Source organism: Ensifer adhaerens (genome assembly GCF_001270265.1).
GTDB classification, from domain to species: Bacteria; Pseudomonadota; Alphaproteobacteria; order Rhizobiales; family Rhizobiaceae; genus Ensifer; species Ensifer adhaerens_B.
Window position 1 is genome coordinate 35,887 of record NZ_LGAP01000034.1, and the last position, 19,383, is coordinate 55,269.

Sequence of the window (19,383 nt, forward strand, 5' to 3'; positions counted from 1 at the left end):
TGATGCCCGGTGCAAGTGACAACAGCTTTTCCTTTCCGATCCTGATCGGCGATATCGGCGGCACCAATGCCCGCTTCGCCCTGCTGCTCGATGCCTTTGCCGAGCCGAAGCAGTTGCCGCCGATCAAGACAGGCGATTTCGAGACGATCGAGGAAGCGATGCAGAAGAGCATCCTCGACAAGACGTCTGTCCAGCCGCGCTCGGCAATCCTCGCCGTCGCCGGCCCGATCAGGGGCGACGAGATTCCGCTGACTAACGCCGGCTGGGTGATTCGCCCGAAGGACATGCTTTCCAGCCTTGGGCTGGAAGACGTCCTCATCATCAACGATTTCGAAGCGCAGGCGCTGGCCGTCGCCGCCCCCGCGGCCGAAGATCTGGTCCAGATCGGCGGCGGCAGCATTCGCCCGCTGACCTCGCGCGTCGTTCTTGGTCCGGGCACCGGGCTCGGCGTTGGCGGCCTGGTCTTTGCGCAGCACACCTGGTTTCCGGTGCCCGGTGAAGGCGGTCATGTCGATATCGGTCCACGCACCGAGCGCGATTACCAGATCTGGCCGTTCCTGGAGCCGATCGAGGGGCGCATGGCCGGCGAGCAGATCCTCTGTGGCCGCGGCATCATGAACCTCTATCGCGCCGTTTGCGCCGCCAATGGCGAGGAATCGATCCTGAACGACCCGGCCGAGGTCACCACAAGCGCGCTTGCCGGCAACAATTCCGCTGCCGTCGAGACCATATCGCTGTTCTCGACCTATCTTGGTCGCGTGGCCGGCGACATGGCGCTGATTTTCATGGCGCGCGGCGGCGTGTTCCTGGCCGGAGGCATTTCGCAGAAGATCCTGCCTGCACTGCTGAAGCCGGAGTTCCGGGCCGCCTTCGAAGACAAGGCGCCGCATTCGGCGCTGATGAAGACCATCCCGACCTTTGCGGTCATCCACCCGATGGCGGCGCTCTCCGGTTTGGCGGCTTTCGCGCGCACGCCGAGAGACTTCGGTGTTGCAACGGAAGGACGCCGGTGGAGAAGCTGAAGGCGTCCGATCGCGCAAAGACTCGCCAAAGCCGCATCAAACCACTATAGAGCCCGGGAAAGGTAGTGTCGGCGTCGGCCTACCATGCAGGCTCAGGGAAGACGGGCTTTTTGAGCGCTAAAGATAAAAAACAGCACAGTGTCGATTCCGACACCATCAGCGGAATCCTGAAGCGGGTCATTGCAGAAAACGGCCGTGACCACATCCGTGGTTATCTCTTTGCCATTGCCTGCCTGGCTGTCGTCGCCGCGACCACCGGCTTTACCGCCTCGATCATGGAAACCGTGATCAATGAGGCCTTTGCCAACAAGAATGCGGGTATCGTGCTGCTGGTCTGCGGCTCGATCTTTGGCGCGTTCGTGCTGCGCGGCTTTGCCACCTATGGCCAGGCCGTCGCCCTGTCGAAGATCGGCAATAACATCGTCGCACGCTACCAGAAGCGGCTTTACGCGCATCTGATGGCGCTCAGCGTCGGCTACTTCAGCGAGACGCGGTCGGCGCAGCTTGCAGCCCAGATCAGCCAGAACGTCAGCGGTATCCGCGACGTGCTCAATCTGACGGTCACCTCGATTGCCCGCGATCTGTTGACCCTGATCGGTCTGATCGGCGTGATGTTCGTCAAGGACTGGCTGCTGTCGATCATTGTTTTCGTGACCGCGCCGCCTTTGCTTTTGGGCCTGCGGTATGTTTCCAGGCGGCTGCGCTCGGCAACGCGCGAAGCCATCGATGTGAACAGCCGTGTCCTTGGCGCCATGCAGGAGACGATCCAGGGTATTTCCATCGTCAAGGCCTTCACGATGGAAGGTGAGCTGCGCGGCAAGGTCGAGGCAATCATCGACCGGGCCGAAAATCGTGCCAACCGGATTGCTCGCCTGAGCGAACGCACGGCGCCGATGACCGAGACCTTTGCGGGCCTGGCCATCTCCAGCGTGCTTGCCTATTCCGCATTCCGCGCAATCTACAACGATGTTCCGCCAGGTGCCTTCTTCGCTTTCGTCGTCGCCCTTTTGATGGCCTATGACCCGGCGCGACGGCTGGCCCGCCTGCAGGTGTCTCTGGAGCGCGCTGCGGTTAATGCCCGCATGGTCTACGAGATCCTCGATACCGTTCCGCATCAGCGCGACAAGCCGGATGCAAAGCAGCTCACCTTTAACGGTGCAGCCGTCGAGCTGCGCGATGTGCGTTTCCGCTACGCCAATGGCGATGAGATCTTGAAGGGCGTCAGCTTTGTCGCCGAGGGCGGCAAGACGACAGCGCTTGTCGGCCCGTCCGGCGCTGGAAAGTCCACCGTCATCAGCCTCGTTCCCCGCTTCTACGATCCAGCTTCCGGCCAGATTTTGATCGATGGGCAGGACATAGCCAACGTCACCAAACAGTCGTTGCGCAATGGCATCGCCTACGTCTCACAGCAGCCGTACCTTTTCGAAGGCTCGATCCGCGACAACATCCGTTATGGCCGACCGGACGCGACGGACGCGGAAATCGAGGACGCTGCCCGCCTGGCCTATGCGCATGATTTCATTCTCGCCCAGCCGCAGGGTTATGACACCGCGGTCGGCGAAAACGGGGTCACGATGTCCGGCGGCCAGAGGCAGCGCCTGTCGATCGCTCGCGCGCTCGTGCGCAATGCACCGATCCTGCTGCTCGACGAGGCGACCTCTGCGCTCGACACCGAGTCCGAGGCCGCGGTGCAGAAGGCGCTCGACGAGGCGATGCATGGACGCACGGTGATCGTCATCGCCCACCGGCTTTCGACGGTCGTCAATGCCGACAAGATCATCGTCATGAAGGATGGTCTCGTCGTCGAGGAGGGCACGCACGAGGATCTTGCACGCCGTCAGGACGGTCTCTACGCTCGCCTGCACAATCTCCAGGGCAAGGCCCCCGAGGCGTCGGTCGACGCCGAAATCTAACATGAACAGGAAGGAAAATCGCCGATGAGCACAACGGACATGAAGCTTGTGGTCGTCGGCGCGGCCGGCCGCATGGGCCAGACGTTGATCCGCATGGTTCATGGCATGGACGGCGTCCGCCTGCATGCGGCGATCGAACGTCCAGGCTCCCCCTTCATCGGCCGTGATGCGGGCGAGCTGGCCGGGCTCGGACCGATCGGCATCGTGGTCAGCGACAAGCCGCTCGAAGCCTTTGTCGAAGCCGAAGGCGTGCTCGATTTCACCTCGCCAGCCGGCTCCGTCGAATTTGCCGGCCTTGCGGCCCAGGCGCGCATCGTGCATGTCATCGGCACGACCGGTTGCTCGGCAGACGACGACGCGAAAATCCGCGCGGCCGCACGCCACGCCCGCGTCGTCAAGTCGGGCAATATGAGCCTCGGCGTCAATCTTCTCGGCGTCCTGACAGAGAAGGCGGCGCGTGCCCTCGGCCCTGCCGCATGGGACATCGAAATCCTCGAAATGCACCATAAGCACAAGGTGGACGCCCCTTCCGGCACGGCACTCCTCCTCGGCGAAGCGGCGGCGAAGGGCCGCAGCATCGCTCTGTCGGAAAATTCGGTGCGCGTCCGCGACGGCCACACCGGCGCCCGCCCGCAGGGCACGATCGGTTTTGCGACGCTGCGCGGCGGCTCGGTGATCGGCGAACATTCGGTCATTCTCGCCGGCGAAGGGGAGCAGGTAACGCTTTCCCACAGCGCCACCGACCGCTCCATCTTCGCGCGCGGTGCCATCACCGCAGCGCTCTGGGCGCGCGACCAGAAACCCGGTTTCTACTCCATGCTCGATGTTCTCGGGCTCAACTGACACCATCTTTATCGTCTCAAGGGGAAATCATATGAGCGGCACCCTCGTCCTCGTCCGGCATGGCCAGAGCGACTGGAACCTGAAGAACCTGTTCACCGGCTGGCGTGATCCTGACCTGACCGCGCTTGGCGTCGAAGAGGCCAAGGCTGGTGGCAAGGCGCTCGCCGAATACGGCATCAAGTTCGACGTCGCCTTCACCTCGTCGCTGATCCGCGCCCAGCGCACCTGCCAGTTCGTGCTCGATGCCGTCGGCCAGTCGTCGCTGGAAACCATCCGCGATCAGGCGCTGAACGAGCGCGACTATGGCGACCTCTCCGGGCTCAACAAGGATGATGCCCGCGAGAAGTGGGGCGAAGAGCAGGTGCATGTCTGGCGCCGTTCCTACGACGTTCCGCCGCCGGGCGGCGAAAGCTTGCGCGACACCGGCGCCCGCGTATGGCCCTACTACCTGACGGATATCCTGCCGCGTGTGCTTGCCGGCGAGAAGGTTCTCGTCGCCGCCCACGGCAACTCGCTGCGCTCGCTGGTCATGGTTCTCGACCGTTTGACCAAGGAAGAGATCCTGAAGCTCAACCTCGCGACCGGCGTGCCGATGGTCTACAAGCTCAACGCCAACTCGACAGTCGCTTCCAAGGAAGTGCTGGGCGATATGTCGGCCGCTCACTAAGCCGAGCCTGCATCAATAAGCAAAAGGGGCGTCTGGCGCCCCTTTTCGTTCTCAGGCCTTGCCGGCTTCCCAGCCGAGGATTGCGCGCTTGCGCGTCAGTCCCCAGTGATAACCGGTGAGATCACCGCTCTTGCCGAGCGCGCGGTGGCAGGGAACGACGAACGAGATCGGGTTGCTGCCGACCGCCGCCCCGACCGCGCGCGAGGCGGTTGGCTGGCCGATGTTGCCGGCGATGGTCGAATAGGTCGTGGCGCGGCCAAGCGGAATCTTCAACAGCGCCTGCCAGACGCGGATCTGAAAATCGGTGCCGATCAGGAAGATACGCAAGGGCTGGTCCGCGCACCAGCGTTCCGGATCGAAAATGCGGGCCGCATATTGCGCCGTCGCCGCGCTGTCCTCGACATAGCTGGCGTTCGGCCAGCGATGCGCCATGTCCTCGAAGCTTTCCTGCTCGCCGCCGCTATCGGCAAAGGCAAGGCCTGCCAGGCCACGGTCGGTAATCATCACCAGCGCCGTGCCGAAGGGGGAGGGATGGTAGCCGTAGCGGATGGTAAGGCCCGCACCGCGCGCCTTCCATTCGCCCGGCGACATCGCCTCATGGGTGACGAAGAGGTCGTGCAGCCGGCTCGGGCCGGAAAGCCCGACCTCGATGCTGGTCTCCAGCAGCGGCATGTCTTCCTGGCGCAAGAGCCGCTTGGCATGGTCGAGAGTGACTGCCTGCAGGAAGGCCTTCGGAGACAGCCCGGCCCAGCGGGTAAAGACCTTCTGCAATTGCGTCGGTGATTGTTTCAGCCGCTGGGCGATCGCTTCGAGCGAAGGCTGCTCGCGATACTCTTCGGTGAGCATTTCGATCACGCTTCTCACCGTGTCATAATCGGTGCCTTTCGGCGTGATGTCGGTGGGTAGGGTTGTCGCTATGTTCATCGGTCATCTCCTGTCATGACACAGGTAATCATGCCGCCAGTGTCGTTGCCACCCGAAACTTGATTGGCCCGCGTCAGCGGCGGCGCACCGTGGCAAGTGCCCCGGAAAACGCGGTGGCGAAGGTTTCGCGATCGTCGCGATTGAGAAAGGAACCGACATCGGTCCGTTGGCCGCGGTCGCTGACGCTCATCGAGACGATGCCGATCTCCTGGTGCCGGGCGATGTTGAAGCGCGCCCAGAACGGATTGAAGCGATGTTCGATCATCCGGCCCGACGGTGTGAACTTGCGCACCGACACGTCGGTTCGCGAAACGCGCACTTCTTCGCGGCTGCGCGCCGAGCGGTAGTTCAGCCAGAAAGCGCCGAACAGCAGGGCGAAGTCCAGTCCGAAGAAGAACACGATCGGCCAGGCACCGATCACCATGAACACGATGGCATGGACCAGGCTGAGCAGCCCGGCGATCAGGAAAAAGACCTTGAATCCCCTAAGGCCCAGGGAGCGATAGGGGGTCAGTTCGGCGCTGAACACCGGCTCTTCGCCGCCAAGCGTCTCATCGTTGCCATTCGTCATGACCATTGACTATAGATGCATCATGAAAAACTTGAAGCCGAAATTGCCGAACAAGCCCGCGAAAACGACGTCGGCGGCAGGTCGCCGCACCCCGCGAACATCAGGCGTCTACAGCCGCGACGACATCGCCGAGATCTTCCGGCGTTTCTCGATCCAGCGGCCGGAGCCGAAGGGGGAACTGGAGCACGTCAATCCCTTCACTCTGGTGGTTGCCGTGGCCCTGTCGGCGCAGGCGACCGACGCCGGCGTCAACCGGGCGACCCGGGCGCTTTTCGCCGTCGCCGACACCCCGGAAAAGATGTTGGCGCTCGGGGAGGAGAAGGTGCGCGACTACATCAAGACCATCGGCCTCTTCCGCAACAAGGCCAAGAACGTCATCGCGCTCTGCGAGAAGCTGATCACCGATTTCGGCGGCGAGGTGCCGCGCACGCGGGAGGAGCTGATAACGCTGCCGGGTGTCGGGCGAAAGACCGCCAATGTCGTGCTGTCCATGGCCTTCGGCCAGGCGACGATCGCCGTCGACACACACATCTTCCGCATCGCCAACCGGCTCTGTCTGGCACCGGGCAAGACCACGGATGAGGTTGAGGCGAAGCTCGCGCGCATCATCCCCGACGAATATCTCTACCACGCGCATCACTGGCTGATTCTGCATGGCCGCTATTGCTGCAAGGCGCGCAAGCCGGAATGCGAGCGCTGCGTCATTGCCGACATCTGCAAGGCCCCGGAAAAGACCTGCGATATCCCGGCACCGCTGGTCGAATTGCCGCAGCAGGTTCTTCCGGTCGCCGGCTGAGGCGCGCGGCCCAAAAATCTGCGACGCGCGCGGCCGGACTGGGCTTGGGTCAGGCGGAGATCAATCGATCGATCAGGTGACCGATCGCTTCGACGTAGAGGTCCGTCGCAGCGCCTTCGGCTATCTCCAATGCGGCGCGATCGAAAGCCGCTGACAGCAGCGTCGCCGTTGCCGCCAACGCGGCCTGATCATAGACCTTCGGCGCCATCGCCTCCGCCAGGCCGTCTTCCAGCGTTCTCTGGGCATTGGCCGCATCGATCGCGGCCATCGTTTGCGTGCCGAGCACGGCCGGACCGTCGAGAAGCAGGATGCGTATCCTCCCCGGCTCTGCCATCGCATCGAAATAGGCGCGTGCCCCGGTTATGAGCGCCTCGCGCGGCGTCAGGCTGTCGAGTGTCGCCTCTTCGATCCTCGCCGCCACCGCACCAGCCTCCCGCTCGGCGACGGCGCGAAACAGCGCCTTCTTGTCTTCGAAGTGGTGGTAGAGCGCGCCGCGCGTCATGCCGGCGGCAGCCACGATGTCCGGCGTCGACGTCTCCGCATATCCCCTCGCGACGAAAAGACCGTGAGCGGCGTCGAGGATCGCAGCACGCGTCGTGTCGGAGCGGTCACGATTGGACCGGCGAGAGGATTTCAATTGCATACATTCAGCCTGTATGTTAATTGGAAAAATACATGCAGATTGTATGATAATGCGTCCGTGAGGGAAAGCCATGAAATCGACGAGCTACTATCCAGTGATCATGACATCAGACGTTGCAGCAACAGCGGCATTCTACATCGACAACTTTCGCTTCCAGGCGCTGTTCACCAGCGATTGGTACATGCATCTGCAGTCGACGGAATCCGAGACGGTGACGCTGGCCGTTCTCGATTATCGCCATGAAACGATCCCGGAAGAGGGCCGGGCGCCGGTCAGTGGCCTGCTCCTCAACTTCGAGGTCGAGGATCCCGATGCGGTCTATGCCGATTGCCAGGCGGCCGGACTTCCGATCCTGAAGGCGATCTGCGACGAAGACTTCGGCCAGCGCCATTTCATCACCGCTGACCCCAATGGCGTGCTGATCGACGTCATCAAGCCGATCCCGCCGAGCGCCGAGTTCGCGGCCGCCTACGATGCAAGCGCCTTGCCGACGGAATGATCGCAGCTACGCGTGTTTTGTCTTCCAAATGGCTGGAAAACCGCTATTAACGAACACCGGCCATTAGGGAAACTGGACGGAGTTCATGACAAAATACGACGTGCTGACGATCGGCAATGCGATCGTGGATATCATTGCGCGCTGCGATGACGGCTTTCTGAGCGAAAACGGCATCATCAAGGGCGCGATGAACCTCATCGATGCCGACCGTGCGGAGCTGTTGTACTCGCGCATGGGGCCCGCGGTGGAAGCCTCCGGCGGTAGTGCCGGCAATACCGCGGCCGGCGTCGCCAGCCTTGGCGGTCGCGCCGCCTATTTCGGCAAGACGACCAACGACCAGCTCGGCGAGATCTTTGCGCACGACATTCGCGCCCAGGGCGTCTATTTCCAGACCAGGCCGCTCGAAACCGTGCCGCCGACCGCGCGCTCGATGATCTTCGTGACCGAGGACGGCGAGCGCTCGATGAACACCTATCTCGGCGCCTGCGTCGAGCTTGGCCCGGAGGATGTGGAAGCCGACGTCGTCGCCCAGTCCAAGGTCACCTATTTCGAAGGCTACCTCTGGGATCCGCCGCGCGCTAAGGATGCGATCCGCGAAGCCGCCAAGATCGCCCATGAAAACGGTCGCGAAACCGCAATGACGCTGTCGGACAGTTTTTGCGTTCACCGCTACCGTGACGAATTTCTGGAACTGATGCGCTCCGGCACCGTCGACATCGTCTTTGCCAACAAACAGGAAGCGCTTGCGCTCTACGAGACTGAGGACTTCGATCTGGCGCTGGAAAAGCTGTCGAAGGACTGCAAGCTTGCAGCCGTCACCTTGAGTGAAGAAGGCTCCGTCGTCGTACGCGGCACAGAACGCGTCCGCGTCGGCGCGACGCCGCTCGCGCAGGTGGTCGACACCACCGGGGCTGGCGATCTCTACGCCGCCGGTTTTCTCTACGGATATACGACCGGGCGTTCGCTCGAAGATTGCAGCAAGCTTGGCAATCTTGCAGCCGGTATCGTCATTGGCCAGATCGGCCCGCGGCCGATGGTCTCGCTTGCCGGTGCCGCCAGGCAGGCCGAGCTCGCCTGAGGCGAGCTACAGCGCCGCGCGTCAAATATGACGCGCTAAGGACGCTGCAGCACTTTAGACTTACTGCATAATGCCTTAAATCGAATTCGATTTAAGGCATTATGCAGTAACCTTTTCATTTATGTCAGAGCGGGCGTGGCCTTCATTTAAAGGCTTCGCCCGGATAGGCGCCCCAGATCTCGCTCTGGACGATCCAGCCTTCGACACCCTGGGTCTCGATGTGGCACCAGTCGCCGTTGCATTCACCGACGTGGATGACGACGCCGGGCTCCATGCGGGCAACGATCGCCGCCGTGCTCTGCGGTTCGCGGCGCAGATTGACGAACACGCCTTCGCCCTTGCCGCGCATCCATGGCGCGGTCACGGCGGTGCGGTCGCCCGACAGAAGCGCCTGGTTCACCCAGCCTTCTGTGCCGTCCGCATCGCGGATGCGGCGCCAGTTATCGTATTCCTGGATGATCTCCACCGGCACGCCGGGCCTGAGGTAACGGAACGCCACCGCATAGTCGACACTCGGGCCGATGCGCAGGTTGACGCTCTTGGCCTTCAGGCTGACGAATCGCGGCAGCGGCAATCCGCTGGCCCCTTTTGCGGCCTGGGCATGGGCGCCCGAAGCCGTAATGACCGCGCCGATTAAGGCGGCGATCAACGCTGACGAGAGTTTGGAAATGACGTGACGCATGACGAAGCTCATTTTCCGTGGCAACTTGTAGGCGCAGTTCACCCAAGGCTCTTGGCCGGGGCGTAAATCGCGGGGACGACGCAGCGAGTTTTGTTTGTCTTCCCGACCGGGTCTGGTAGAAATTGCGGCTACAGGGAGAAAGTATCGCCCAACTTGGTTAAGGACCCGTCAACGAGGCCCATCGCAGCAATGACAAGCAAGAAGAAGCCCAAGGTCTACATCACCCGGAAATTGCCGGATATCGTCGAAACCAGAATGCGAGAGCTGTTCGACGCCGAGCTGAACATCGATGACACGCCGCGCAGCCAGCCGGAGCTTGTGGCGGCGGTGAAGCGCGCCGACGTACTCGTACCGACTGTGACCGATCGGATCGACGCGGCGCTGATCGAGCAGGCCGGGCCGCAGCTGAAGCTGATTGCGAGCTTTTCCAACGGCGTCGACAACATCGACGTCGACGCGGCCGCACGCAAGGGCATCACCGTCACCAACACGCCGAACGTGTTGACCGAGGACACCGCCGACATGGCGATGGCGCTCATTCTCGCCGTGCCGCGTCGGCTTGCCGAAGGTGCGCAGATCCTGACCGACCGCAAGGGCGAATGGGCCGGCTGGTCTCCGACCTGGATGCTCGGCCGGCGCATCGCCGGCAAGCGCATCGGTATCGTCGGCATGGGCCGCATCGGCACCGCGGTCGCGCGCCGCGCCAAGGCCTTCGGCCTGTCGATCCACTATCACAACCGGCATCGCGTCAAGGCCGAGACCGAGGAGATGCTGGAGGCGACCTACTGGGACAGCCTCGACCAGATGCTTGCCCGCGTCGATATCGTCTCGGTCAATTGCCCCTCGACACCGGCGACCTATCATCTGCTGTCCGCCCGTCGCCTGGCGCTGATGCGCCCGGAAAGCTATATCGTCAACACCGCCCGCGGCGGCATCATCGATGAGACAGCGCTGATCAAGTGCCTGCGTGAAGGCAAGATCGCCGGTGCCGGTCTCGACGTCTTCGAGAACGAGCCTGCGGTCAATCCCAAGCTCATCAAGCTCGCGGGCGAGGGCAAGGTCGTGCTGTTGCCGCATATGAGTTCGGCGACGCTCGAAGGCCGCATCGACATGGGCGATAAGGTGGTCATCAATATCCGCACCTTCTTCGACGGTCACCGGCCGCCCGACCGTGTGCTGCCCGGCCGCGACTGATCAGAGCGTCTTGCGCATCTCGACGGTGGTGGGGCGGGTAAAGCCCGGGTGAGCGGTCCTGCCGGTTTCGACAAAGCCCCAGGCCGCGAACATCAGGTGGTTCTCGATCAGTTCGATCCGGGTCTGCAGCCTCAGAGCGGGCAGGCGGCGGCTACGCGCTGCTTCTTCGGCGCTTGCAAGCAGCAGCCGGCCGACGCCTTTTCCCTGGTAGGCTGCGGCGACCGCAAGCTTGCCGATATAGAGACAGTCGATCTCCGGCTTGCAGAAGATGCAGCCGACAAGCACCGGGCCGTCGGCAACGACAAAGCCGATTTCTGCCGACGCCTTTTCCTTCAGCCCTTCACTCGTCAGCGCAAGCGCCGAGGATGGCGGATCGATCCGCCCGTCCATATAGGCGAAGGCGTCCAGGACCAGGGTCAGCAATTCGTCGTAGCGCTCGAAAGTCGCATCGATCCGCGAGATCTCCATCAGTCCGCCCGCTCGCCCTTGCGCCTGTGATAGCGGATCGTGCTGAACTGCGCCGAAAGCGCGTCATACATCAACAGCCGGCCGACCAGCGGCTCGCCGATCCCGGCAATCACCTTGATCGCCTCCATAGCCTGCAATGTTCCGATGACACCAGTGAGCGCGCCGACGATGCCGGCCTCAGCACAGGAGGGCACGACGCCCGGCGGCGGTGCCTCGGGAAAGAGGTCGCGATAGGATGGGTTTTGTTCCCCGTCCTTGCCCACGCGATAGGGCATCAGCACGGTGAGCGACCCATCGAAACGCCCGACCGCACCGGTGACCAGCGGTATGCCGATGGCGGCGGCCGTATCGGCGGCGAGATAGCGCGTGTCGAAATTGTCCGAGCCGTCGATCACCAGGTCATATTGGCGCAAAAGCGTTGCGGCGTTGTCGGCTGCCAGACGAAACGGATGCGTCTCGACCACCACATGCGGATTGAGCGCGCCGATTGCTGCCGAGGCGCTCTCGACCTTTGCCTGGCCAATATCCGCCGTGCGGTGGATGATCTGTCGTTGCAGATTCGACAGCGACACCACGTCGTCGTCGATAACGCCGAGCGTGCCGATGCCGGCGGCGGCGAGGTACTGAAGGACGGGAGCGCCGAGACCGCCCGCTCCAATGACCAGAACGCGCGCCGCCTTGAGCTTCTGTTGACCGGCGCCGCCGAGTTCCGGCAGGAGGATGTGGCGCGCATAGCGGGCAATTTCCGATTGGTCGAGGCTCGTATTTGTCATGAGCGGACACTTTCCATGATCGGCTCTATCATCCCGAAACGCTTCCGTGCTCCACCGTCAGGAACCGGCCGCGCTCGCCGAGCGCGTCGAACATCGCACGGTCCGTGCCGGTCATGAAGGCCTGGCCGCCGAGCCCGTCGACGAGATCGAAAAGGGCGGCGCGCCTGCCCATGTCGAGATGGGCGGCGATTTCGTCAAGCAGCAAAATGGGGGCGTGGCCGGTCATGTCGCCGACAAGGCGCGCATGGGCGAGTACCAGGCCGACGAGCAGCGCCTTCTGTTCACCCGTCGAGCAGCGCTCGGCCTCCATGTCCTTTTCGCGGTGGCGGATCAAGAGGTCGGTGCGATGCGGCCCGTCCAGCGTGCGTCCGGCGGCTGCATCGCGGGGCCGGCCCTCGCGCAGCATGATGAGATATTGCTCCTCGAGGTCGAAGGCCGGCCTGTGGCTCTCGTCGTCGAGGAAACCGGCAAGCGCCAGGCGCGCGGAAGGAAAGACGCTGTCGCCCGTGTTTCTTTCGACCAGCGCCGTCAGCAGACCCAGCATCTCCTGCCGCGCCAGCGCCATCGACACGCCGAGCCCTGCCATTTCGCGCTCGATGGCGGTCAGCCAGGCCGGGTCGGGGCGAAACTCGCTGAGCAACCGGTTGCGGCTGCGCATGGCGCGGTCGAATTCGCTGGCGCGCCGGCCATGCTCGGGATCGAGCGAAAGCACGAGCCGGTCGAGGAAGCGACGGCGATCGGCCGACGGGCCGGTAAATAGCCCGTCCATCGCCGGCGTCAGCCACAGCACGCGCAGATGGTCGGTCAGTTCATCGACCGCACTCGCTGTCGTGCCGTTCAGCCGCAGGCGTCGCGATTGGCCCTCACTGGTGCCGGCTGTGCCGGTGCCGATCTCGACCGGGCCTTCCATGCCCATCACTTCGGCAAAGACCGAGAAGCCGTCGCTTGCGCCGACGCGGGCGACATCGGCATAGGCCGCACGCCTGAGGCCACGGCCGGGCGACAGAAACGACACCGCTTCCATCAGATTGGTCTTGCCGGCGCCGTTCTCGCCGGTCAGCACGATGTGCCTCTGGTCGAGCGTCAGCGACAGCGCCGCATAATTGCGGAACTCGCTCAGCTTCAGGCGATTGAGAAAGACCTTTTGTGGCATTTCGGGCCCGGATTCGACTTCGGCGCCAGTTACAGCGCCGCGCGTCGAACAGGACGCTGTAACACGCTAAACTCGCTGCATAATCTTCGTCTTAAATCGATGCCGATTTAAGGAACTATGCAGTAGGACGAAAGCGGGCATCAAGGCAAGACGAAAGGCGGCCTCAGCCATTCCCAGGCAAAAATGCGCGATAACGGCGGGGAAAGCCTTACGATCCCCGTGTTTCAGCGCTTTTCTTGATGGCTTGCGTACAATATGACAGCCGCATGACAATCCACGAACGGATATATTTGTGATGCTGGCTTGGTTCCGCAAACTCCTTCCCCGCGAAGACCGCTTTTTTGATCTCTTCGCCCACCATTCGCGCACCGTCGTCGGTGCCGCCGAGGCGCTCGACAAGCTTTTGGCCGGCGGTGATGACCTCGAAAAGCACTGCGACCGGATCGTCGCGCTTGAAGACGAGGCGGATAACATTACCCGCGATGTGCTTCTGGCCGTTCGCCGCTCCTTCATCACGCCGTTCGATCGTGGCGACATCAAGGATCTGATCCAGTCGATGGATGATGCCATCGACATGATGCACAAGACGGTCAAGACCATCCGGCTCTTTGAACAGAAGACCTTCGATCCGGGCATGAAGGAAATGGGCGCCATCGTCGTCCAGGCGGCGCATCTGATTGCCGAGGCCATCCCGCTGCTGAACCGCATCGGCGTCAACCACGGCCGGCTCATCGCCATTGCCGAGGAAATCACGCGCATCGAAGGTCGGTCCGACGAACTGCACGACCAGGGCCTGAAGGATCTCTTCCGCCGCCATGGCGCCAACAATGCGATGGCCTACATCATCGGCAGCGAGATCTACGGCGAGCTCGAGAAGGTCGTCGACCGCTTCGAGGACGTCGCCAACGAGATCAGCGGCATCGTGATCGAGAACGTCTGATGGACGCGACGCTCGCCCTGCCGCTGCTTGTCGCGCTGATCGCGATCGCACTGTTTTTCGATTTTCTCAACGGCTTGCACGACGCCGCCAACTCGATCGCAACCATCGTTTCGACCCGGGTGCTCCGGCCGCAATATGCGGTCATGTGGGCAGCGTTCTTCAATTTCATCGCCTTCCTGTTCTTCGGGCTGCATGTGGCTGAAACGCTCGGGAAGGGCATCATCGATCCCAGCATCGTCACGCCGCTGGTGATTTTCGCAGCGCTGATCGGCGCGATCTTCTGGAACATTGCGACCTGGATCTTCGGCATCCCGTCAAGCTCGTCGCATGCGCTGATCGGCGGCCTCGTCGGTGCCGGCCTTGCCCGCACCGGCGGTGACGCCATCGTCTGGACCGGGCTGTTGAAGACGGTCGGCGCCATCTTCATGTCGCCGATGATCGGCTTCTTCCTGGCGTTGTTGCTCGTGCTCATCGTGTCCTGGCTGTTCGTGCGCCAGACGCCGTTTGCGGTCGACCGTACCTTCCGGGTGATGCAGTTCATCTCGGCCTCGCTCTATTCGCTCGGCCACGGCGGCAACGATGCGCAGAAGACCATGGGCATCATCGCGGTGCTGCTGTTCTCGCAGGGCTATCTTGGTTCCGAGTTCTACGTGCCGTTTTGGGTGGTGATCACCTGCCAGGCAGCGATCGCGCTCGGCACGCTGTTCGGCGGCTGGCGCATCGTCCATACGATGGGCTCGAAGATCACCAAGCTCAATCCGATGCAGGGCTTCTGCGCGGAAACCGGTGGCGCCATCACGCTCTTTGCCGCCACTTGGCTCGGCATTCCGGTCTCGACCACCCACACCATCACCGGTGCGATCATCGGCGTGGGTGCCGCCAAGCGCGTATCGGCGGTGCGCTGGGGCCTTGCCGGCAACATCGTCATCGCCTGGTTCGTGACCATGCCGGCGGCTGCGGCGATCTCGGCGCTCACCTACTTCGCAATCGATCTGTTCCTGTGAATCCTATCCGCCTCCGGCCGAATGCCGGGGGCGGAACACTTCTGAAATCTAAGCGCGTCAGTCGCTCACACGCGGTGCCGGGTTGTCCTGGCCATCTTGATGCAGCGTCAGGCTTGCGGCGCGAGCGCCGGCCGGGACCTCGAACGTCAGCTGCGCATCGACCGACTTTGCAAAGAAGCGATGTTCCGCCTCCGGAAAGATTTCGATCCGCCTCTGGCCTGTTGCCTGTGCAAACAGCCGATCGCCGTCGCGAAAAACCGTCAGATCGAAATCGGGCGCCAACCGATAGGTGCCGACATAGGCAACGTAGGTCGCCGGGTCGAGCGTGATGGCGACGCGCTGAACCGGCGCGGGTGCAAGTGGTCTCTCCTTGTCGAGCAGATGCACGCCGATATCGTCGACGCCGGCCTCCGTCGCCGTATTTGACAGGACAACGACGCCGACACCGGTCGATGGACGGAAGCCGACGAACGATCGATAGCCGCCGGTGCCGCCATTGTGCCAGACGATTTGCGTATCGCCGCGTCCGGAAATCACCCAACCGAGCGCCTGCTCTGCGTTGCCGTCGCCAAGCGGCTGCCGTTCGGCGAGCACGGCGGTAAACGCGGGTGTCAGGGCTGAGGACTTCCTGCCCATTGCCGCCTGCAGGAAGGCCAGCAGATCGTTCGCTGTCGAGCGCAGCGCCCCGGCTCCTTGCAGCGCGCCGAGATCCCAATCGCTTGTCGGTTCCAGGCCGGCATCGTGGCCGGTCGCTCGCCGACCCTTCCATTCAGGACGCGAGGTGATCGCGGTATCGGTCATGCCGAGGGGGACCGCGATGCGCTCGCTGACGAGCGCCTCGTAGGATAGGCCTGACTGCAATGCGAGCGCGTGGCCAAGCAGGCCATAACCGAGGTTGGAATATTCATGTTGGACGCCGGGTTGCCGCGTCGGCTGGTGACCGGACAGAAAGGTGTAGAGCTTGGCGACGCCATAGTCGGCATAGGGGTCGGTGTCGTCGGCCGGCACCATATTGTCCGGCAGCCTCGGCAGGCCGGACATATGCGTCGCCAGATGTTTCAGCGTGATCGGCATACCATCGGCTGCCGCCTTGATGGCTACGCTCTCCGGCAGCAATTGCGCGACAGGCGTTTCGAGCCGGATAGCTCCACGTTCGACCATGTCGGCAAGCAGCAGTGCGGTGAAGACCTTGGTCACCGAGCCGATCTCGAACACGGTGTTGCCATCGACAGGGCGCGGGTCGTCCTTGGCCAGGCGGCCATGCGCGACGACCCGTTGCCCGTTCGCATCGATAATGCCGACAACGATCCCGACCGACTGCTTCTGCTCGTCGATGCGTTCGGTCAGAATCTCTAGAATTTCATCGTCGGTGGCGGAGAGAGGCTCCGCCTGGGCGGTGGCAGTGAGCGTCATGAGAACGATCCAGGTGAGGAGGAAGTGTCGCATGGAGGGAAGATAGGCGCCCCATTTTCGGTTGCAAGACGCATTCGGGGCATACCAACCCTCGATAGTCGAGACTTGGTCAAGGCTTGGTCGAGATATCGCAGACTGTGAGGCAGGGCTGAGCTGTCGCGCCTGAAATGCCCGGCGGTTCACGGATCCCAGTGCGGCGGATCGCCAAAAGCCTTTTTCAGGTGCTCGGCAATTGCCCTGAGTTTGGCCGAGGGCCGCCGGCCCTCGGGATGGGCCATGTAGATGAACTCCGGCTCCGGGCGAAAACCGACATCGATCTCGCGCAGCCGGCCGTCGCGCACCGCGGGACCGCAGATGAAGGCCGGCAGCAGCGCAATGCCAAGCCCGGCGACGGCGGCGTCGTGGATCATGTCGCCATTGTTGATCCTGAGTGCCATGCGGGCGCGGATGACGGTCGAACCGGTTGGCCCCTCGAACCGCCAGTCGGAAGCGCCGCGGTTGGTGTAGAAGATGCCACGGTGATCGTTGAGTTCGGCAAGCGAGGCCGGCGTGCCGTTGCGCTCGAGATAGTCGGGCGAGGCGACCAGCAGGCGCCGGCTCTTGGCAAGCTTCCACACGATCAGTCGTGAATCGGCGATGGTCCCGTGGCGCACGATCGCGTCATAGCCCTCGGAGGCGACATCGACCCGGCGATCGTCCAGATCGAGCGTCAGTTCGATCTCGGGATGCGCCGCCAGAAACGGATAGAGCGCCGGCCCGAGATGCAAATGGCCGAAGCTGACGGGGGCGGCGATCCGCAGCGGCCCGGTCAGCGTTCCGCGGCGCTCGGCCAGATCGCTGGCGGCGGCCTGCACTTCGCTGACGATCCGCACCGCGCGCTCGCGAAAGGCGATGCCATCCTCGGTGAGCGTCAGCTTGCGTGTGGTGCGATGCAAGAGCGTTGCGTTCAGGCCGCGCTCCAGCTCCGCGACCCGTTCGCTGATCACCGATTTCGACAGCCGCAGCCGGCGCGCCGCCTCGCTGATCGAGCCGGCTTCCGCCACGGTGACAAAGGCAGCAATTCCTTCGATCTTCAGCATCGTTCGGTATTTCCGAATTCGAGTTCCATCATTGGCAGACTAATCCGAACGGCGATCTTCGGCCATATCTATCGGCATCGAAGGACAACGGTCGATGGAAAGAAAGACCGGTCCCAAGCCAAACCCACAGAAGGAATTCCATCATGTCACGTTTGCAGAACAAGACCGCGCTCATCACCGGCGGCACCAGCGGCATCGGCCTTGAGACGGCGCGCCAGTTCATCGCCGAGGGGGCACGCGTCGCCGTCACCGGCACCAATCCGAAGAACATCGCCGAGGCGCGCAAGGTGCTCGGCGAACGCGCCGTCATCATTGAGGCCGATGCCGGCGACGCCGCCGGACAGGCCGCGGTCGCAGGAGAGATCAAGGCGGCCTTCGGCCATCTCGACATCCTCTTCGTCAATGCCGGTATCGCCAAGCTTCAGCCGATCGAAAACTGGGACGAAGCCAGCTTCGACCGTTCGCTCGACATCAACGTCAAGGGTCCGTTCTTCCTGATCCAGGCGCTGCTGCCGATCTTTTCCAAGCCCGCCTCGATCGTGCTCAACACCTCGATCAATGCCCATATCGGCATGCCGACCTCCAGCGTCTATGCGCTCAGCAAGGCGGCGCTGCTCTCCCTCGCCAAGACTCTCTCGGGTGAACTGATCGGTCGCGGCATTCGCGTCAATGCCGTCAGCCCCGGTCCGATCAGGACGCCGCTGCATGACGGGCATGGCGCAACACCGGCGGAAAACAAGGAGATCGTCGCGTCGATCGCCGCTCAGATCCCGCTCGGCCGCTTTGGTGATGCCAGCGAGATCGCCAAGGCAATCGTCTTCCTTGCCTCCGACGAAGCCGCGTTTACGGTCGGTGCCGAACTGATCATCGACGGCGGCATGGCCACACTCTGATCCTGCCCGACGCCACCGCCCGGAACCACTATCGGGCGGCGGCGGATCCTTCCTCCGCACGCGGGGGATGCGATCCCCCGCCGTTGGCATGGCTCGTCGAGAAGAGTATATTTTTCAGGTCTAATAGATAGTCGTGCATTCGAAGGGAATGAAGCAACCCCAACACCGATCAGATCCCAGGAGGAGACGATGACGAGTGTCAGATGGACGATCAAAGGTCGAGAATTCATCCATTGCAATTGTGCCTATGGTTGCCCCTGCCAGTTCAACGCATTGCCGACCAACGGCAATTGCTGCGCGGTCGGCGGGTTTGAGATCGAGAGCGGTCATCACGGGGAAACGCGGCTCGACGGGCTGAAATGCGGAATGATCGCCGCCTGGCCCGGCGCGATCCACGAAGGCAGGGGGCAGGTCGTGCCGATCGTCGATATCAACGCCTCTCCGGCACAGCGCGAGTCCCTGCTGCGCATCATGAGCGGCCAGGACACCGAGCCGGGGGCGACCTTCTTCCAGGTGTTTGCCACCACCTTCGAAACTTTTCACGATCCCGTCTTCGCCGATATCGACTTCGACATTGATGTGAGTGCACGCACAGCGAGGCTGAATGTGCCCGGCTGGATCGAGGCGCGCGGCGAGCCGATCCTGAATCCGGTCACCGGCAATCCGCATCAGGCGCGCATCAACCTCCCGCAGGGTTTTGAATACGATCTCTGCGAGGTTGGACGCGGGTGGGCCGATACAACAGGGCCGCTGACGCTCTCGATCCCGGATTCGCACGCCCATTTCGCCAGCATGCATCTGACGGAAAGCGGCGTGGTTCGCTGAGGC

21 protein-coding genes are annotated in these 19,383 nt (G+C 62.9%); 12 read left to right on the forward strand and 9 right to left on the reverse strand.

Annotated elements, in window-relative coordinates; translation table 11 throughout:
- Positions 1-2: 2 nt before the first annotated feature.
- The 4 genes from AC244_RS30105 to AC244_RS30120 all read left to right on the forward strand — a co-directional run bounded on the left by AC244_RS30105 (position 3) and on the right by AC244_RS30120 (position 4,445).
- Positions 3-1,022, forward strand: coding sequence for a glucokinase (locus AC244_RS30105; protein WP_053252534.1), 1,020 nt, complete (start codon positions 3-5; stop codon positions 1,020-1,022).
- Positions 1,023-1,132: 110 nt separating this feature from the next.
- A complete protein-coding gene (locus AC244_RS30110; protein ID WP_053252535.1) occupies positions 1,133-2,935 on the forward strand; it encodes an ABC transporter ATP-binding protein in 1,803 nt (600 codons plus the stop codon).
- A 24-nt stretch (positions 2,936-2,959) separates the two neighbouring features.
- On the forward strand, positions 2,960-3,778 hold the full coding sequence (gene dapB / locus AC244_RS30115; RefSeq protein WP_053252503.1) for a 4-hydroxy-tetrahydrodipicolinate reductase: 819 nt from the start codon (positions 2,960-2,962) through the stop codon (positions 3,776-3,778).
- A 31-nt stretch (positions 3,779-3,809) separates the two neighbouring features.
- On the forward strand, positions 3,810-4,445 hold the full coding sequence (locus tag AC244_RS30120) for a 2,3-bisphosphoglycerate-dependent phosphoglycerate mutase (RefSeq protein WP_053252504.1): 636 nt from the start codon (positions 3,810-3,812) through the stop codon (positions 4,443-4,445).
- Positions 4,446-4,496: 51 nt separating this feature from the next.
- On the opposite strand, the gene AC244_RS30125 is transcribed toward AC244_RS30120, so the two are convergent.
- Together AC244_RS30125 and AC244_RS30130 are read right to left on the reverse strand one after the other, a co-directional pair.
- Entirely contained in the window at positions 4,497-5,369 is an 873-nt protein-coding gene (locus tag AC244_RS30125; protein WP_053252505.1) for a methylated-DNA--[protein]-cysteine S-methyltransferase, read from the reverse strand.
- Between the two features lie 73 nt (positions 5,370-5,442).
- Positions 5,443-5,940: a DUF2244 domain-containing protein gene (locus tag AC244_RS30130; protein ID WP_053252536.1), complete on the reverse strand. Its 498-nt coding sequence runs from the start codon at positions 5,938-5,940 to the stop codon at positions 5,443-5,445.
- Between the two features lie 22 nt (positions 5,941-5,962).
- Between AC244_RS30130 and nth the strand changes: the two genes are divergently transcribed.
- Positions 5,963-6,736 carry an endonuclease III gene (gene nth, locus AC244_RS30135; RefSeq protein ID WP_053252506.1) on the forward strand — a complete coding sequence of 258 codons (774 nt, stop codon included), beginning with the start codon at positions 5,963-5,965 and terminating at the stop codon, positions 6,734-6,736.
- 49 nt (positions 6,737-6,785) lie between these two features.
- Here nth and AC244_RS30140 read toward each other — a convergent pair whose 3' ends face one another.
- The gene (locus AC244_RS30140; RefSeq protein ID WP_053252507.1) at positions 6,786-7,379 is read right to left on the reverse strand and encodes a TetR/AcrR family transcriptional regulator; all 594 of its coding nucleotides are present in this window, start codon (positions 7,377-7,379) and stop codon (positions 6,786-6,788) included.
- 70 nt (positions 7,380-7,449) lie between these two features.
- On the opposite strand from AC244_RS30140, the gene AC244_RS30145 reads away from it, so the two are divergent.
- Entirely contained in the window at positions 7,450-7,878 is a 429-nt protein-coding gene (locus AC244_RS30145) for a VOC family protein (protein WP_053252508.1), read from the forward strand.
- Between the two features lie 85 nt (positions 7,879-7,963).
- Positions 7,964-8,956: an adenosine kinase gene (locus AC244_RS30150; RefSeq protein WP_053252509.1), complete on the forward strand. Its 993-nt coding sequence runs from the start codon at positions 7,964-7,966 to the stop codon at positions 8,954-8,956.
- A 142-nt stretch (positions 8,957-9,098) separates the two neighbouring features.
- On the opposite strand, the gene AC244_RS30155 is transcribed toward AC244_RS30150, so the two are convergent.
- Positions 9,099-9,638 (reverse strand): SH3 domain-containing protein, encoded by a 540-nt coding sequence (locus AC244_RS30155; RefSeq protein WP_053252510.1) that lies wholly within the window; start codon positions 9,636-9,638, stop codon positions 9,099-9,101.
- Between the two features lie 189 nt (positions 9,639-9,827).
- Here AC244_RS30155 and AC244_RS30160 point away from each other — a divergent pair, with 189 nt between their 5' ends.
- Positions 9,828-10,832, forward strand: a complete 1,005-nt coding sequence (locus tag AC244_RS30160; RefSeq protein WP_053252511.1) for a 2-hydroxyacid dehydrogenase — start codon at positions 9,828-9,830, stop codon at positions 10,830-10,832.
- Here AC244_RS30160 and AC244_RS30165 read toward each other — a convergent pair whose 3' ends face one another.
- Genes AC244_RS30165 through recF form a run of 3 tightly spaced genes read right to left on the reverse strand, consistent with a single transcriptional unit; the run spans position 10,833 to position 13,226 of the window.
- Positions 10,833-11,300, reverse strand: a complete 468-nt coding sequence (locus AC244_RS30165) for a GNAT family N-acetyltransferase (protein ID WP_053252512.1) — start codon at positions 11,298-11,300, stop codon at positions 10,833-10,835.
- Positions 11,300-12,073: a molybdopterin-synthase adenylyltransferase MoeB gene (locus AC244_RS30170; RefSeq protein ID WP_053252513.1), complete on the reverse strand. Its 774-nt coding sequence runs from the start codon at positions 12,071-12,073 to the stop codon at positions 11,300-11,302. The genes AC244_RS30165 and AC244_RS30170 overlap by 1 nt, the downstream gene beginning before the upstream one ends.
- A gap of 28 nt (positions 12,074-12,101) precedes the next feature.
- Positions 12,102-13,226: a DNA replication/repair protein RecF gene (recF, locus tag AC244_RS30175; RefSeq protein WP_053252514.1), complete on the reverse strand. Its 1,125-nt coding sequence runs from the start codon at positions 13,224-13,226 to the stop codon at positions 12,102-12,104.
- A 295-nt stretch (positions 13,227-13,521) separates the two neighbouring features.
- On the opposite strand from recF, the gene AC244_RS30180 reads away from it, so the two are divergent.
- Positions 13,522-14,166 carry a DUF47 domain-containing protein gene (locus tag AC244_RS30180; RefSeq protein ID WP_053252515.1) on the forward strand — a complete coding sequence of 215 codons (645 nt, stop codon included), beginning with the start codon at positions 13,522-13,524 and terminating at the stop codon, positions 14,164-14,166.
- The gene (locus tag AC244_RS30185; protein ID WP_053252516.1) at positions 14,166-15,170 is read left to right on the forward strand and encodes an inorganic phosphate transporter; all 1,005 of its coding nucleotides are present in this window, start codon (positions 14,166-14,168) and stop codon (positions 15,168-15,170) included. Before AC244_RS30180 ends, AC244_RS30185 begins: the two co-directional genes overlap by 1 nt.
- A 57-nt stretch (positions 15,171-15,227) precedes the next feature.
- Here AC244_RS30185 and AC244_RS30190 read toward each other — a convergent pair whose 3' ends face one another.
- Together AC244_RS30190 and AC244_RS30195 are read right to left on the reverse strand one after the other, a co-directional pair.
- On the reverse strand, positions 15,228-16,583 hold the full coding sequence (locus AC244_RS30190; protein ID WP_082367271.1) for a serine hydrolase: 1,356 nt from the start codon (positions 16,581-16,583) through the stop codon (positions 15,228-15,230).
- A 179-nt stretch (positions 16,584-16,762) separates the two neighbouring features.
- Entirely contained in the window at positions 16,763-17,662 is a 900-nt protein-coding gene (locus tag AC244_RS30195) for a LysR family transcriptional regulator (RefSeq protein WP_053252518.1), read from the reverse strand.
- Positions 17,663-17,805: 143 nt separating this feature from the next.
- Between AC244_RS30195 and AC244_RS30200 the strand changes: the two genes are divergently transcribed.
- Together AC244_RS30200 and AC244_RS30205 are read left to right on the forward strand one after the other, a co-directional pair.
- Positions 17,806-18,555: an SDR family oxidoreductase gene (locus AC244_RS30200; RefSeq protein WP_053252519.1), complete on the forward strand. Its 750-nt coding sequence runs from the start codon at positions 17,806-17,808 to the stop codon at positions 18,553-18,555.
- Positions 18,556-18,744: 189 nt separating this feature from the next.
- Positions 18,745-19,380 (forward strand): DUF1326 domain-containing protein, encoded by a 636-nt coding sequence (locus AC244_RS30205; RefSeq protein WP_053252520.1) that lies wholly within the window; start codon positions 18,745-18,747, stop codon positions 19,378-19,380.
- Positions 19,381-19,383: the final 3 nt, after the last annotated feature.

Excerpts from the sequence above, each read along its gene's own strand:
- AC244_RS30105 (WP_053252534.1), top strand. The coding sequence starts at position 3 with ATGCCCGGTGCAAGTGACAACAGCTTTTCCTTTCCGATCCTGATCGGC.
- dapB (WP_053252503.1), top strand. The coding sequence starts at position 2,960 with ATGAGCACAACGGACATGAAGCTTGTGGTCGTCGGCGCGGCCGGCCGC.
- AC244_RS30120 (WP_053252504.1), top strand. The coding sequence starts at position 3,810 with ATGAGCGGCACCCTCGTCCTCGTCCGGCATGGCCAGAGCGACTGGAAC.
- AC244_RS30125 (WP_053252505.1), bottom strand. The coding sequence starts at position 5,369 with ATGAACATAGCGACAACCCTACCCACCGACATCACGCCGAAAGGCACC.
- AC244_RS30130 (WP_053252536.1), bottom strand. The coding sequence starts at position 5,940 with ATGACGAATGGCAACGATGAGACGCTTGGCGGCGAAGAGCCGGTGTTC.
- nth (WP_053252506.1), top strand. The coding sequence starts at position 5,963 with ATGAAAAACTTGAAGCCGAAATTGCCGAACAAGCCCGCGAAAACGACG.
- AC244_RS30140 (WP_053252507.1), bottom strand. The coding sequence starts at position 7,379 with ATGCAATTGAAATCCTCTCGCCGGTCCAATCGTGACCGCTCCGACACG.
- AC244_RS30145 (WP_053252508.1), top strand. The coding sequence starts at position 7,450 with ATGAAATCGACGAGCTACTATCCAGTGATCATGACATCAGACGTTGCA.
- AC244_RS30150 (WP_053252509.1), top strand. The coding sequence starts at position 7,964 with ATGACAAAATACGACGTGCTGACGATCGGCAATGCGATCGTGGATATC.
- AC244_RS30155 (WP_053252510.1), bottom strand. The coding sequence starts at position 9,638 with ATGCGTCACGTCATTTCCAAACTCTCGTCAGCGTTGATCGCCGCCTTA.
- AC244_RS30160 (WP_053252511.1), top strand. The coding sequence starts at position 9,828 with ATGACAAGCAAGAAGAAGCCCAAGGTCTACATCACCCGGAAATTGCCG.
- AC244_RS30165 (WP_053252512.1), bottom strand. The coding sequence starts at position 11,300 with ATGGAGATCTCGCGGATCGATGCGACTTTCGAGCGCTACGACGAATTG.
- AC244_RS30170 (WP_053252513.1), bottom strand. The coding sequence starts at position 12,073 with ATGACAAATACGAGCCTCGACCAATCGGAAATTGCCCGCTATGCGCGC.
- recF (WP_053252514.1), bottom strand. The coding sequence starts at position 13,226 with ATGCCACAAAAGGTCTTTCTCAATCGCCTGAAGCTGAGCGAGTTCCGC.
- AC244_RS30180 (WP_053252515.1), top strand. The coding sequence starts at position 13,522 with ATGCTGGCTTGGTTCCGCAAACTCCTTCCCCGCGAAGACCGCTTTTTT.
- AC244_RS30185 (WP_053252516.1), top strand. The coding sequence starts at position 14,166 with ATGGACGCGACGCTCGCCCTGCCGCTGCTTGTCGCGCTGATCGCGATC.
- AC244_RS30190 (WP_082367271.1), bottom strand. The coding sequence starts at position 16,583 with ATGACGCTCACTGCCACCGCCCAGGCGGAGCCTCTCTCCGCCACCGAC.
- AC244_RS30195 (WP_053252518.1), bottom strand. The coding sequence starts at position 17,662 with ATGCTGAAGATCGAAGGAATTGCTGCCTTTGTCACCGTGGCGGAAGCC.
- AC244_RS30200 (WP_053252519.1), top strand. The coding sequence starts at position 17,806 with ATGTCACGTTTGCAGAACAAGACCGCGCTCATCACCGGCGGCACCAGC.
- AC244_RS30205 (WP_053252520.1), top strand. The coding sequence starts at position 18,745 with ATGACGAGTGTCAGATGGACGATCAAAGGTCGAGAATTCATCCATTGC.